Source organism: Pseudomonas sp. GW823-FHT03E05 (assembly GCF_058796855.1).
Genome location: NZ_JBXAJB010000009.1, coordinates 1 through 13,806, shown reverse-complemented (window position 1 = coordinate 13,806; position 13,806 = coordinate 1). Strand labels below are relative to the sequence as shown.

Annotated in this window: 14 protein-coding genes and 1 pseudogene; 11 read left to right on the top strand and 4 right to left on the bottom strand. The window is 66.6% G+C overall.

Annotated features, from left to right (window positions below; translation table 11 throughout):
• The first annotated feature begins 11 nt into the window (after positions 1-11).
• The 7 genes and pseudogenes from AC1RCO_RS28300 to AC1RCO_RS28270 all read left to right on the top strand — a co-directional run bounded on the left by AC1RCO_RS28300 (position 12) and on the right by AC1RCO_RS28270 (position 6,542).
• On the top strand, positions 12-800 hold the full coding sequence (locus AC1RCO_RS28300; RefSeq protein ID WP_404673292.1) for a nucleotidyltransferase domain-containing protein: 789 nt from the start codon (positions 12-14) through the stop codon (positions 798-800).
• A gap of 8 nt (positions 801-808) precedes the next feature.
• Entirely contained in the window at positions 809-1,837 is a 1,029-nt protein-coding gene (gene rtcA, locus AC1RCO_RS28295) for an RNA 3'-terminal phosphate cyclase (protein ID WP_492618264.1), read from the top strand.
• Between the two features lie 39 nt (positions 1,838-1,876).
• Entirely contained in the window at positions 1,877-2,515 is a 639-nt protein-coding gene (locus tag AC1RCO_RS28290; protein WP_123473613.1) for a glutathione S-transferase family protein, read from the top strand.
• 188 nt (positions 2,516-2,703) lie between these two features.
• The gene (locus AC1RCO_RS28285) at positions 2,704-3,825 is read left to right on the top strand and encodes a site-2 protease family protein (RefSeq protein WP_019093713.1); all 1,122 of its coding nucleotides are present in this window, start codon (positions 2,704-2,706) and stop codon (positions 3,823-3,825) included.
• A gap of 166 nt (positions 3,826-3,991) precedes the next feature.
• Entirely contained in the window at positions 3,992-4,285 is a 294-nt protein-coding gene (locus tag AC1RCO_RS28280; protein ID WP_011060609.1) for a DUF3144 domain-containing protein, read from the top strand.
• Between the two features lie 217 nt (positions 4,286-4,502).
• Positions 4,503-5,132 (top strand): annotated as a pseudogene (locus AC1RCO_RS28275) (cache domain-containing protein); the annotation flags it as partial.
• Positions 5,133-5,252: 120 nt separating this feature from the next.
• Entirely contained in the window at positions 5,253-6,542 is a 1,290-nt protein-coding gene (locus AC1RCO_RS28270; protein WP_428985084.1) for a methyl-accepting chemotaxis protein, read from the top strand.
• Positions 6,543-6,614: 72 nt separating this feature from the next.
• Here AC1RCO_RS28270 and AC1RCO_RS28265 read toward each other — a convergent pair whose 3' ends face one another.
• Entirely contained in the window at positions 6,615-7,064 is a 450-nt protein-coding gene (locus AC1RCO_RS28265; protein ID WP_041117341.1) for a hypothetical protein, read from the bottom strand.
• A gap of 27 nt (positions 7,065-7,091) precedes the next feature.
• Positions 7,092-8,009 (bottom strand): LysR family transcriptional regulator, encoded by a 918-nt coding sequence (locus tag AC1RCO_RS28260; RefSeq protein WP_404673293.1) that lies wholly within the window; start codon positions 8,007-8,009, stop codon positions 7,092-7,094.
• A 127-nt stretch (positions 8,010-8,136) separates the two neighbouring features.
• Here AC1RCO_RS28260 and AC1RCO_RS28255 point away from each other — a divergent pair, with 127 nt between their 5' ends.
• Both AC1RCO_RS28255 and AC1RCO_RS28250 read left to right on the top strand, forming a co-directional pair.
• Complete coding sequence (locus tag AC1RCO_RS28255) at positions 8,137-9,618, top strand: MFS transporter (protein WP_492618263.1); 1,482 nt, start codon at positions 8,137-8,139, stop codon at positions 9,616-9,618.
• 66 nt (positions 9,619-9,684) lie between these two features.
• Complete coding sequence (locus tag AC1RCO_RS28250) at positions 9,685-9,957, top strand: hypothetical protein (RefSeq protein ID WP_258571645.1); 273 nt, start codon at positions 9,685-9,687, stop codon at positions 9,955-9,957.
• An 86-nt stretch (positions 9,958-10,043) separates the two neighbouring features.
• Here AC1RCO_RS28250 and AC1RCO_RS28245 read toward each other — a convergent pair whose 3' ends face one another.
• Together AC1RCO_RS28245 and lysA are read right to left on the bottom strand one after the other, a co-directional pair.
• Positions 10,044-10,697: a hypothetical protein gene (locus tag AC1RCO_RS28245; protein WP_492618262.1), complete on the bottom strand. Its 654-nt coding sequence runs from the start codon at positions 10,695-10,697 to the stop codon at positions 10,044-10,046.
• Positions 10,698-10,885: 188 nt separating this feature from the next.
• Positions 10,886-12,118, bottom strand: a complete 1,233-nt coding sequence (gene lysA, locus AC1RCO_RS28240) for a diaminopimelate decarboxylase (protein ID WP_103408329.1) — start codon at positions 12,116-12,118, stop codon at positions 10,886-10,888.
• Positions 12,119-12,247: 129 nt separating this feature from the next.
• Between lysA and AC1RCO_RS28235 the strand changes: the two genes are divergently transcribed.
• Both AC1RCO_RS28235 and AC1RCO_RS28230 read left to right on the top strand, forming a co-directional pair.
• Positions 12,248-13,192 (top strand): LysR family transcriptional regulator, encoded by a 945-nt coding sequence (locus tag AC1RCO_RS28235; protein ID WP_492618261.1) that lies wholly within the window; start codon positions 12,248-12,250, stop codon positions 13,190-13,192.
• Between the two features lie 192 nt (positions 13,193-13,384).
• Complete coding sequence (locus AC1RCO_RS28230; protein ID WP_015635102.1) at positions 13,385-13,687, top strand: hypothetical protein; 303 nt, start codon at positions 13,385-13,387, stop codon at positions 13,685-13,687.
• Positions 13,688-13,806 lie beyond the last annotated feature (119 nt).

Genomic DNA, 13,806 nt, shown 5'->3' with positions numbered 1-13,806 from the left:
GGAAAAGGATCATGGAACATCTGGAGCGCCATCCCCTGAGCAGCGCCATGCGCGAACGGGTATTGGCCGAGCTGGCGCGGATCGAGCGCGAGCGCAATGTGCAGGTGCTGTATGCCTGCGAATCCGGCAGTCGGGCCTGGGGCTTTGCCTCTACCGACAGCGATTACGATGTGCGTTTCGTCTATGTGGAAAAGCCCGAATGGTTCATCCAGGTGGATGCCGGGCGCGACGTGATCGAGCGGCCCCTGGACGACGAGCTGGACATCAGCGGCTGGGAACTGCGCAAGACCCTGGGGCTGTTGCGCAAGTCCAACCCGACCCTGCTGGAATGGCTGGATTCGCCCCTGGTGTACCGCAGCGAACCGACCGCCGCCAAGCGCCTGCGTGAGCTGGCCGAGGCGTTCTACAGCCCGCCGGCGGCGCGCAACCATTATCTGTCGATGGCCAGGAAGAACTTTCGCGGTTACCTGCAAGGCGACAGCGTGCGCTTCAAGAAGTACTTCTACGTCCTGCGGCCCTTGCTCGCGGTGCGCTGGATCGACCAGGGGCGCGGCCGACCGCCGATGACCTTCGCCGACCTGCTGACCACCGTCGACCATCAGCCACTGCTGGACGAAGTGGCCGAGCTGCTGGTTTTGAAACGCTGCGCCGACGAGTCCGCCTACGGACCGCGACGCCCGGCACTGCACGCCTTTATCGCCGCCGAGCTGGAACGCCCGGTGCCGAAACTGGCGCGTACCCATGAAGACAACGCGTTGCTGGACGCTTACCTGCGGGAAACGGTCCGGCACTACGCCTGAGGAATGTGATGAAACAGGATGTAATCGAACTGGACGGCGCCATCGGCGGCGGCCAGGTACTGCGCAGCGCCCTGAGCCTGTCGATGCTCACCGGCAAGACCCTGCGTATCCATAATATTCGCGCCCGGCGCAGCCGCCCTGGGCTGTTGCGCCAGCACCTGACTGCGGTGCTGGCGGCGGCCCAGGTATGTGGCGCCAGAACCACTGGGGCCGAGCTTGGCTCCCAGGTCCTGAGCTTCGAGCCGGGGCCGATCCGCGGCGGCGACTACCGCTTCGCCATCGGCACCGCCGGCAGTTGCACCCTGGTGCTGCAGACCCTGCTGCCGGCCTTGCTGCGAGCGCCGCAGCCGAGCCGCGTGAGCATCAGCGGCGGCACCCACAACCCCCTGGCGCCGCCGGTGGATTTCCTCCAGCAGGCCTGGCTGCCGCAACTGCGGCGCATGGGCGGGCGGGTGGAACTGCAGCTGCTGCGCCATGGTTTTGTCCCGGCCGGCGGTGGCGAGCTGGAGGCCTTTATCCAGCCTTCGGAGCTGCAACCCTTGCATCTTCAAGAGCGCGGAGCATTGCTCGGCAGTCGAGCCTGGGCCTTGAGCGCGGGCCTGCCCGAGCATGTGGCGGAACGCGAGTTGCGCCGGGTGCACGATCGCCTGCAACTGCCTCGCGAGCAGCTCACCCCGGTGCTGCTGGATGAAGAGTACGGCCCGGGCAATGTGCTGCTGCTGGAGTTCGCCTTCGAGCACCTGACCGAGCTGTTTTGCGGTTTCGGCCAGAACAGCCTGCGGGCGGAGAAGGTCGCCGACGGCGCCATCGATCAGGCCCTGGACTGGCTGGACTCCGGTGCCGCAGTGGCGGAACACCTGGCCGATCAACTGTTGCTGCCCATGGCCCTGGCCGGTGGCGGCAGCTTCACCACGCCGTGCATGACCGAGCACCTGCAGAGCAATATCCGGGTGATCGAGGCATTCTTGCCGGTGCGGATCGAGGCGCGGCCACTGAGCGAGCAAGTACTGCAGGTGCAATGCCACGCCCTGTCGTGAAAGGGCTAATGGGCCCGGGTCATCAAGGAGGTTATCGCCATGTATCACCTGTATGGAAGCCAGGGCACCGGCTCGGCCATCGTCGAGATCGCCCTGGAGTACTGCCAGCTGGCCTACCGCCGCATCGAGGCCGCGCCCTGGGAGGACAGCCCCGGGCGCGAGGCCCTGGCACGGCTCAATCCGCTGTTGCAGATTCCCACCCTGCAACTGCCCGATGGCAGCATCCTCACCGAAAGCGCGGCGATCCTGATCCACCTGGGCCTGGAGTTTCCCGACTCCGGGTTGCTGCCTGCGCCAGCGTCGGCCCGGGCCCAGGTGATACGCGGCCTGGTGTACATCGCCGCCAACTGCTATTCGGCCATCGGCATCCTCGACTACCCGGAACGCTGGATCAGCGACCCCGACGAACCGCTCAAGGCCCGGATGCGCGCCGCCGCGGCCGAGCGCCTGTATCGCAGCTGGGGGCTGTTCGCCGAGCAGTTTGCGTCGCGACCATATTTCGGCGGTGCGGCGCCGGGTGCCCTGGATATCCAGGCGGCAGTGGTGTCGCGCTGGTCCGGTGCGCGAGAGCACCTGCGCGATAGCCATCCCGATTTTCTCGCCCTGCTGCAACGCATCGACCGCGAACCGCGCATCTCCGCGGTCCTGGCCCGCCACTGGCCCCCCGCATCCTCGTAGGAGCTGGCTTGCCAGCGAAAGCGGCCGCCAGGCGTATGCAGGGCTCAAGGGCCCCTTCGCCGGCAAGCCGGCTCCTGCGGTTAGGAGGCGGGGTGATAGAGAGGTGAATCAGCGGTTGAGTTTCCTGGGGCGAAGCTGGCAGTCTGCGCGCCCGGTTCAGTGTCGGTTTTCTCTCAGGGACGTACTCGATGGATGGCAACACCTGGCTCAAGGCCTTGAACACTCTGCTGACGATTGTGCAGCGCCTGGTGCTGCTCAGTGGCTGGTTTATCGCCGCGCTGGTGCTGGGGTTCACCATCAAGTCCGGGTTGCAGCCCTTTCTGGCGATGTTCCTGGCTTCGCTGTTGGGGGTTGTCGCGTTGGTGGTGCATGAGGGCGGGCATTACCTGGGGGCACGCGGGTGCGCGATGCCGGTGTTGCATGTACGGGTGGCCGCCGTGGAGATCCAGGTGCTGCGGCGCGGCTGGCGGGTGCGCTGGGCACCGCAGCTCAAGCGCAATCGCCTGGGCGGCTATGTGATTGCCGCGAGCAATCTGCAACGGCCACTGCGGCAGCAGTGGATGCTGGTGGTCCTGTGCGGGCCGCTGCTGAATCTGCTGGTGGGTGGCGCTTCCCTGGCGCTTGGGCTGTCCTGGCCCGGGGTGCCGGGGGCCATTGCCCTGGCGTTTGCCGTGATCAATCTGGCCATGGGGGTGGGTAACCTGATGCCTGCCTGGCGGGTATTGCCCAGCGACGGCATGCTCCTGCTGGGCTGGTACCGGCATCGCGACGATCAACGTCCGGAGCTGGCCCAGGCACGCCTGTTGGCCCTGACCGTGGCCGGGGTGCCCAGCGCACAATTGCCGGTGGACGATCTTCAGCGCCTGGCCGAAGGCCCCATGCCCGGGCCCCTGGTCGCATTCGGCTGCCGCCTCAATGCCCTGCAGGACCAGGGCGACTGGCCGGCCGCGGTGCAGATGGAGCAGGAACTGGATCAATTGCTGGCGGCCCGGTCGGCGCAACTGAACGGCATGAGTGGCCTGATCGAGTTGTTGAGGGGCGAGTTGGCGTTCTGCCGCGCTTTGCTGCAGCGTGACGCCGCGCCCCTGAACAACACGCCGATGAGCGCCGAAGTGGATTGGAACGCACCCTGGCTGCGACCGCGCTGCCTGGCCTTGCAAGCCATTCTTGAAGGCGACCGGCAGCGGGGCGAGCACCACCTGCAACAGGCGCTGCAAGCGGCCAATAACAGCGTGGTGCTGTCCCAGGGCAAGAGTGAAGCCCTGCTGGCCGAACAGCTGCGAGCCTTGCCGGCGCCCACCCATCTGTAGGCGCTGGCTTGCCAGCGAAAGCGGCTGCCAGCCTGGCGCAAGGCTCGCGGGCCGCTTCGCCGGCAGCCCGGCTTCTGCGGCCTGGGGATGAAAGTAGTCGGTGCAGGAGGACAAAACTCTTATACTCCGGCGCTTTATTTTCCCCACTCCGCCAGAGGAACGCCCCGTGGCCAATGACACCGACCAGGATTTCTACAACCGCGCCGACGCCGTTATCGAGCTGGCCAACTCCCATATCGCCGACAGCAGCCGGGGCAAGGCCAGCGCGTCGCTGATGTACGCCAACTCCCGTTTCAGCGCCTGGGTCAGCGCCTGCGGGTGCCGCAATGCCCAGGAGCTGGCGGCGGCCAAGCAGCAGGCGGTGGATTATTTCGTCGAGGAGTTCCGCCTGATGATGGAAGAGAACCTCACGGACTACATCGAGAACTTCGAGCTGTACATGGGCGCCAAGCAGGACTGAAGGCGCCAGCGCCGCCAGTTGTGTAGCGCTTCTCGTGCCTGGCCCGGGCTGCCCGTAGCCGGGGGTCTTGTTTCGAGGATGGCAGGGCCCCGGCTACCGAGGGCCCTGCCTGAGTCGCCCCCTCTCCAGGTGTACTCCCGCCTGTTGCGCTGACAAAAAAAGTGAACGGCATCACTCTTTGTTCAAGGGAAGCATGCATCCGGTCGATAAGCTCTGAATGCCTATTGATATGGAGTTCGTCATGGCCTTGCTACCGGTTCGTCTGTCTCATCGTTTGACCCTCGGCAGTGTGTTGCTGTTGCTGTTCACGGCGCTGGCGGTATTTGCCGTGATGACCTTACGGGGGCAGCCCAAAGTGGTGGAGGCAAGCTCGGCACTGATCGAGCAGACCGGCAGCGCCATCGTTCGCCAGCTGGCGTTGCAGTTGGCGGGCATCGAAGGGGTGACCGCGAGCATGGCCCACCTGCTGGAAGGGCTGCCCAAGGAGCAGGCGCTGGTCATGGCCACCCTGCCCAAGGTGATCGACCATGAAGGCGACAAGGCGATCGCCGGGGGCGGCATCTGGCCAGAACCCAATGCCTTCACCCCCGGCGTGGAGCGCCGCAGTTTCTTCTGGGCCCGCAGCGATGCCGGGCCCCTGGCATTCTCCGATGACTACAACGCCGCCGGCAGCGCCGGTTATCACCATGAAGCCTGGTATACCGGCGCCCGCAACAGCGCGCCGGGCCGTTGCCTGTGGTCCGAGGCCTACCAGGACCCGGTGACCCAGGTGCCGATGACCACCTGCAGCGTGCCCTATCGCCAGGACGGTGCCTTTGCCGGGGTCGCCACCATCGACCTGCGCCTGGACGACCTGGCGCGCTTCCTCAAGGAGCAGGGGGCGGTCACCGGCGGCTATGCCTTCGCCCTGGACCAGGCCGGCAACGTGCTGTATTTCCCTGATGCCCAGGCCGGCGGCGGGGGCCAGATGCTCAGCTTCGACGCCCTGAGCAAGCAGCAACCCTGGTTGCTTCCGGTGGCCGAGGCCCTGGCCAAGCCGGCACCGACCGGGCAGGTGCGCAGCCTGGACCTGGACGAGGACGGGCGCTTGCAGGAAGCGGCGCGGGTCAGCTTGTTCAGCATGCCCGGCAGCGGCTGGACCATCGGCCTGGTGACCCCGGAGCAGAAGGTCACCGGCCTGGCCCGGGCCATGACCACCGAGATCCTGCTGTTCCTCCTGCCGTTGCTGGCGCTGCTGCTGTTCTTTGCCTGGCTGGCCGGGCACAAGCTGATTGCCCAACTGGAAGAAACCACCCGGCAGATCGATGCCCTGGGCAGTGGCCAGGCCAGCGACAACGCCGAGCTGCACGTGGCCCGGGCCGACGAGATCGGCGCCTTGCGCGCCGCGGTGAACCGCTATGCCGGGCAGTTGCGGCAAATGCTGCAGAAGATCGCCAGCGAAGCCCGGCAGTTGCAGAACGAAGCCGCGCGCCTGGGTCAACTCAGCAGCACCCTGGCCCAGCGTGCCGAGCAGCAGCGCCAGGAGAACACCCAGTTGGCCACGGCCATCACCGAGATGTCCTCCAGTGCCCTGGAAGTGGCGCAGAACACCAACAACTGCGCCGACACCGCGCGCCAGTCCCTGGTGGTGGTGCAGGAGGGCCAGCACAAGGTCGATGCCAACAGCCAGTCGATCCAGCAGTTGTCCGCGGAAATGGCCGAGGCGGCGGCAGTGATCCAGCGCCTGGAGCAGGACAGCCAGCAGGTCGGCGCGGTGCTGGATGTGATCAAGGCGATCTCCGAGCAGACCAACCTGCTGGCGCTGAACGCCGCCATCGAAGCGGCCCGGGCCGGGGAGCAGGGCCGGGGCTTTGCCGTGGTGGCGGACGAAGTGCGGACCCTGGCCGGCCGCACCCAGACCTCGGCCAACGAGATCAGCGGCATGATCAACGACTTGCAGCAGGCCTCGCGTCAGGCGGTGCAGGCGATCCAGGCCGGCGAAACACGAACCCGCCAGGCGGTGGGCGAGGCGTCCGGTGCATCGGATGCGCTGTCCAGCACGGTGACCAGCTTCGACGATATTTCCCAGCGGGCGCAGCAGATTGCCGTGGCGGCCCAGCAGCAGAGCCACGTGACCCAGGAGATCAACGAACTGGCGGTGCGCATCCACGGCATCAGCGAGGACAACGCCCGGGACGCCCAGGCCCTGGACAAGGTCAGCGAGGCCATGCAGGCCCTGTCCGGGCGCTTGTCGAACCTCAGCCAGGGCCACCGCTGAGGCATTGTCTGCCCGGGCCGTCGGTGGCCCGGGCGGGTTTCAGTTCCCTCGGGCCGCATTCGCCGGCCAGTTTCAGACCTGGCTGTACATCATCAGCTTGAAGTTCAGCAACAGCCCCAACGACACCCAGCCGAGCCCCAGCAGGCCATTGATCAACGGCTTGCCGGGAGCCACGCGCGTGGCCAGGAAGCGGGCGATGGCGGCGCCGATCAGCGCGCCGGGAAAGTCGAACAGATAGAACAGCCAGCCCAAGGCGCCTTCCGGGGAACTGATCCACAGGCAGAACAGTTGCAGGTGCGCGGCCAGGGCCAGGGCCACCCCGGTGAACAGCGCCGGCGTGGGCCGGGTGCACAGCAGCAGGCCGAGAATCAGCCCCTGGGGCAGCCAGTAGGCGGCGAAGTTCTCCCAGAAATAATCTATCGGTTGCCAGGCCCGGACGATTGCCAGGGACAGCCCCCAGAGCAACGCGGCGGCAGCGGGCAGGTGATTCAGGGAGAGCAGGCGCAGGGAGCTGGAAGACATGCAGGATCTCGCTAATGAAGTTGTGGATCAGCCGGGCTGATGGTCGGGGAGGGCGCTCTGGCTGCACAGCTCATGCACCACCTGGCGCAACCAGCGATGGGCCGGGTCAGCCTCCATGCGCGGGTGCCAGAGCAGGGAGATGGTCATTTCCGGCAGGGGCACCGGCAGGCTGAAACCGTGCAGGCCGTGCCGCAGGTTGCTGGTGTGGCGCTCGGGCACCATGGCGATCAGGTCCGAACCCCGGGCCAGGGCCAGGGCGGCGGAAAAACCGCTGACCAGGGTGACGATCTGCCGTTCCAGGCCCAGGGCTTTCAGGGCCTCGTCCATGCGCCCATGAGCATGGCCCTGGTGGGCGGCGAGGATATGTTCGCCAGCCACGTAGGCATCCAGGCTTACCGGCCCCCGGCTCAAGGGGTGGCCGGCGCGCACCACGCCGATAAAGCGATCGCAAAACAGCGCCCGGGTGCGCAACTCGGGGCTGGTGTCGGCGTCGATCACCGCGGTTTCCAGGTCGACGCTGGCATCGCGCAGGGGCTGGCTGTCGCGGTCCAGCTTGGGTACGAAGTGCACCCGCACCCCGGGCGCTTCAGCCCGCAGTCGACTGACCAGCGCCGGGCCGAAATTCTCGACGAAACCATCACGGCTGCGCAGGGTGAAGGTGCGCTGCAGGCGGCCAAGGTCGATCTGCTCGGCCGGGCGCAGAGCGGCCTGGGCGTCTGCCACCAGTTGGCCGATGCGCTGGCGCAGCTCCAGGGCCCGAGGGGTGGGCACCAGGCCGCGCCCGGCGCGCACCAGCAGCGGGTCGCCGGTGGCCTGACGCAGGCGGGCCAGCGCCCGGCTCATGGCCGAGGGGCTCAGATGCAGGCGCTGGGCAGCCCGCGCCACGCTGCCTTCGGCCAGCAGTACGTCCAGGGTCAGCAGCAGGTTCAGATCGGGAGTCGACATCGGCGCAATGTAGCACGCAGGCAGCTGGCATGGCGTTGAATGCATCAATTAACTGCAAAGGCTGCGCCTTCCGCCTAGTCACGGCTGGCCCTAGGCTGGCGGGCATCACCTTGCCGGAGCCTGTGCGATGCCCATTCCCGAGTCCCAAGCCACCCCCCAGGAAGCCCTGGCGCCCCGTGCGCGCCGGGCCCTGGCCAGCCTGTCGCTGGCGATGCTGATGCCGTCCCTGGACACCAGCATCGCCAATGCCGCGCTGCCGAGCCTGGCCCAGACCCTTGAGGCGTCGTTCCAGCAGGTGCAATGGATTGTCCTGGCCTACCTGCTGGCCATCACCACCCTGATCGCCAGCGCCGGGCGCCTGGGGGACCAGTGGGGCCGGCGTCGGGCGCTGCTGGCGGGGATCGCCCTGTTCACCTTGGCCTCGCTGTGCTGCGGCCTGGCCCCGGGCCTGGGCTGGCTGCTGGCGGCCCGCACGCTGCAAGGCCTGGGGGCGGCGGTAATGCTGGCCCTGAGCATGGCCCTGGTGGGTGACGCGCTGCCCAAGGCCCGCACCGGGGCCGCGATGGGCTGGCTGGGCAGTATGTCGGCCCTGGGCACCACCCTGGGCCCGGCCCTCGGTGGCCTGATACTGGCCAGCGTCGGCTGGCGCTGGATGTTCCTGGTCAATGTGCCTCTGGGGTTGGTGGCGCTGTTACTGGCCTGGCGTTGCCTGCCACCGGACCGGCCTGTGGCGTCTGCCAGTGCCTTCGATGTGCCGGGCAGCCTGCTGCTGGCCTTGAGCCTGGGCGCCTATGCCCTGGCCCTGACCCTGGGGCCCAACTTGCTGGCGCCGTTGAACCTGGGCCTGCTGGCGGCCAGCGTGGTCGGGGTCGCGCTCTTGGTGCGTGTCGAGCGCCGGGCCGCCGCGCCGCTGTTCCAGCCGGCCCTGCTGCGCCGGCCACAACTGCGCAGCAGCCTGTGGCTGAGCCTGCTGGTGTCGACGGTGATCATGACCACCCTGGTGGTGGGGCCGTTCTACCTGGCCCGGGGGCTGGGGCTCGGGAGCCTGGCAGTGGGCCTGAGCCTGTCCCTGGGGCCGCTGGTGGCGACCCTGTGCGGCGCCCCCGCCGGGCGTCTGGTGGACCGTTATGGTGCCTGGCCGCTGTCCCGGCTCGGCCTGCTGGGGTTGTGTGGCGGCCTGGGCCTGCTGGCGCTGCTGCCCCGGAGCCTGGGGCTGGCAGGCTACCTGCTGCCGCTGGCCCTGGCCACCGCCAGCTACGCGCTGTTCCAGGCGGCCAACAACAGCCTGGTGATGCGTGATGTGGCGCCGCAGCAGCGCGGGCTGACGGCGGGGTTGCTGAGCCTGTCGCGCAACCTCGGGCTGATCAGTGGCGCGGCGGCCATGGGCGCACTGTTCGCCTGGGGCTCGGGGCCGCAGGCCAGCGTCGAGGCCGTGTCCCGCGGCATGCACTGGACCTTTGGCGTGGCGGCGCTGCTGATGCTGCTGGCCTTGCTCAGCGCCGGGCGCAACCGGCTGTCCGAGGACGCCGGCTCGCCCTTCATCAGTCGTCTGCTGGCGCACAAACCCACCTACATGATCCTCGACGACCACGAGATCGAGGACAACTGAACGCAGGACCGCATCGACAAGAACGGTAGCAAGCGCACCCTGTTCAACTGGGCGATGAGCGCCTACATGAGCTACCAGTGGAGCCATGGGCCGCGCTTCGAGGACAGCTATGTGCAGAACCGTGCGATGTCCGGCAACGATCAGTACCTCAAGCACCGTTCGGTCAAGCAGCTGTTCTACGACTTTTCCTGTTCCAACTATCCGTTCTTCGTGCTGGATACCCGTACCCAGCGCTTTGTCGATGATGTGCCCGGCGCCCTGCAGGACAACCACCTGCTGGGCCGACCTTCACTGCACCCGGCCGAACCCGGCCAGTTGGATCGCTTGTGCGCCTGGTGACAGCAAGCAGGACGATAGCGTCAACGACCAGCCGGAGCGGCTGCAACTGATGCCCTGGTAGCGGGTCTGGCCCGGGTGCACCTGCTCTAGTGGCCTGTCACATGGAGTTGGTGCAGATGGCTCACCCGCCCGAGAAACATCATCTGGCGCATGTACATCGCCACGAGCAGGGCCAGGGCGATAAAGCCGTTGAACCCGGGATGCTGGGCCATGGACAGCGCCCCGCAGGCGCTGAAGCCGATTTCGATCAGGGCCAGGGCGATACAGCCGGTCAACAGGTTCTGGCAGAGGCTGACCTCCGCCATCGCCTTGACCAGGGTCTTGCCGGCGCCGTCATCTGCCTGGATGACTTCATCCAGTTGCCTGGTCACCGCCTTCCACCTGGCGAAGCTGGAGGATGCCGGGGCATCTGCCAGGCCTACCAGCGCCGCCAGGAACCTGCAGTGGTTCAGCGTAGCGATGGATAGCCAGTCCCAGAGCGGGGCGAAGCCGGTGAAGACGATACCGGACACGTAGCTGAGGATGATCAGCACGAACAACAGGGCGCCGCCGAGAATATCGGGGGGTTGCAGCTGTTCGTGGGGGTACTTGAAGGCCAGGACGATCCAGAACGCCATGCCCGGGCAGATCCGTGCAATCAGATCGTAATAGACGCTGGGAATGAGGTTGAGGATCGAGGTGAGCCCGCTGCCGCCCTCGCTCTTGCCAGGCTCTTTTTTGCCCTTGTCTGCTTCGCACATGGCGCTCTCCCTTGCCCAGGAACTCCTGGCTCCTAACTCTTAGTTCAAGGGGGGAGCGTTGTCCACGGAACGGGCTGGACAAGCACTTTCAGTGCTGCCAGGGCAGGGGGGCGCCTCGAACACGCGGTTGGGCGAACACAGGGCCTGGGTGCCCTGTGTCCCTTTGCCAGTCAGTACCCAGGGGCGGCTTACAGCCCCAGTTCCAGCGCCAGCAGGTCCGCCAGTGGCTGGCGGCGGCGGATCAGTTTCGGCTGGCCGTTCTCGAACAGCACCTCCGGCAGCAGCGGGCGGCTGTTGTAGTTGGAGGACATGCTGGCGCCATAGGCGCCGGTGTCGTGCAGTACCAGCAGGTCGCCGACCCGGGCCTGGGGCAGGGGGCGCGGGGTCAGGCATTCGTCGTCCTGGGTGAAGATGTCGCCGGACTCGCACAGCGGGCCGCCGACCACGGTCAGCTGTTGCGGGCGCTCCACCGGGTTGCCGGCGGCGTCCAGCAGGCTCATGCCGTGGTAGGCGCCGTACATGGCCGGGCGCATCAGGTCGTTGAACCCGGTGTCCACCAGCACGAAGTGATGCTGGCCGGCGGTCTTCACCACCCGCACTTCGCTGACCAGGCAGCCGGCCTCGGCCACCAGGAAGCGCCCCGGTTCGATCTCCATACGCACGCCGTGGCCCAGGTAGGCCTCGATCTCCTGGCGCGCCACTTTCCAGGCATTGGCGTAACGCTGCACGTCCACCGGGGTGTCGCCCTCGCGGTAGGGGGTGGACAGGCCGCCGCCGATGGAGAAGGCCTCGAGGTCGTGGTCCAGGGATTTCACCGCCGCCACCATGGCTGCGCCCACCTGTTCCAGGTGGTCGTAGTCGACCCCGGAGCCGATGTGCATGTGCAGGCCCACCAGGTGCAGGCCATGCTGGCGGATCACCGCCAGGGCTTCGCTCATCTGGTCGTGCCAGATGCCGTGCTTGCTGTTTTCGCCACCGGTGTTGGTCTTGCGGCTGTGGCCGTGGCCGAAGCCCGGGTTGATCCGCAGCCAGACCCGGTGCCCCGGGGATTTCTCCCCCAACTGGCGGAGCATGTCGATGGAGCCGGCGTTGACTTCCACCTGCAGTTCCACCACCCGGGCCAGGGTGGCCTCGTCGAACAGGTCGCAGGTGAAGACGATGCCGGCATCCACCGGGCTGAAGCCGGCCAGCAGGGCGCGTTCGATTTCCCCCAGGGACACCGCATCGACCCGTACCCCGGCCTCGCGGATCAGGCGCAGCAGGTGCAGGTTGGACGAGGCCTTCTGGGCGTAGCGCACCACGTCGAACGCCTGCAACTGGGCGATGCGCGCCTGGATGGTGGCGGCGTCATAGCACCACAGTGGAGTGCCGTACTGGCGGGCGGCGGCGACAAGTTGAGCGGGGGAAAATGGAATGGCCATGGCGAATGCAATCTGTGATCAGTGGGAATGGAGGCAGCATGCCCGTTGGCGGCTATTCAAGAAAATATCTATTCTTTGCCAAGATATTCATATCTGATATGGATTGGTTGATTAAGCGAGTTTCCCGCCATGGACATCTCCCTGCGGCACATCGAAGTGTTCCGCGCCATCATGCAGGCCGGCAGCGTCACCGGCGCCGCGCGCCTGCTGTTTACTTCGCAGCCCACCGTGAGTCGCGAGCTGGCCCGGCTGGAAACGCTTTCCGGCTTGCGCCTGTTCGATCGTGAAGGCGGGCGCCTGCTGCCCACCGCCCAGGCCCTGCTGTTGCTGGAGGAAGTCGAGCGGGCCTATGTGGGGCTGGAGCGGATCAACAGCGTGGCCCAGTCGATCCGCCGTTTCGAGCACGGCCAGTTGAGCCTGAGCTGCCTGCCGCTGTTCTCCCAGACCCTGCTGCCGCCGGTGTGCAAGCAGTTCCAGGCGCAGCACCCGGGCATCGGCCTTAGCATCACCGCCCAGGAATCGCCGCTGTTGGAAGAGGCCCTGAGCGCCCAGCGCCATGACCTGGGCCTGACCGAAAGCGAGCACCTGCCCCGGGGCACCCAGGGCGAACTGCTGTTCTGCGCCGACATGGTCTGCATCCTCGCGGACGACCATCCGCTGCTGGCCAGGCCACGGCTGGCGCTTGCGGATTTTCGCGGCCAGGACTTCATCAACCTCTCGGGCCTGGATATCTACCGCCAGACCCTGGATGAGCATTTTCGCCAGGCCGGGGTGGATCGCCGGATAGTGGTGGAAACCACCAACGCAGCTTCGGTGTGCGCCATGGTGCGCCAGCGGCTCGGGGTGGCGATCATCAACCCCTTGAGTGCCATGGAAGAGGCCGGGCGCGGCCTGGCGATCCGGCCGTTGCAGCTGTCGGTGCCCTATCGGGTGATGCTGATCCGCCCGGATTACCGGCCCTCGTCGAGTTTTGTCGAGGGTTTCAGTGAAGCCCTGCGCACCCAGGCCAAGGCACTGCAAAAGCAGGTCGGGCGGATAGTGCAGGGAGGGCAAGGGGTGAATCGCTCAGGCTGATGGGGGCATGGCCCAATGTTCAGCTTGTTGGTGAAGAGGGCGCGTTGGCGCTTCAGGGAAACATGTCCCTCTCGTATGGCGGCAGACAGTTACCGAGGATAGCCCTGCGGTCGGCCGATCTTGTGGCAAGCCTCAGGTGCAGGCCAGGACCGTAGCGACTCAACCCCCTGACCAGTTCTGGAGTCAAATAAAATGCCTATTGCCATTCACGCACGCAACAACACCGCCGCTGCGCAGCAAGTTGCCATCAGGAATACCGCCCAGGGCAACAACCTGGCCAACGTCAACATACCTGCCCAAGGCAACGTGGTTCTTTATGTCCTGCAAGCGGATGCCAGTGCCGACCTGTATCTGATCTGCAATGCCAATGCTGCCCAGGCTGCCCAATTGAGCGTCGTCTACCAGGGCCATAGCAGTGTGGTTCAAGACAGCGACTGGGCCCGCCAATGGACAGTCGATGGTGCCGTGGATGGCGTACAACTGGACCTGGCATAGCGGGAAAAACTCGCTGGCAAAGACCATCCTGCGCACGCCTTCCCCGTAGGAGCCAGCTTGCTGGCGAAGGCGCTCTCACGGGCGCCTTCGCTGGCAAGCCAGCTCCTACAAGGAGGGCG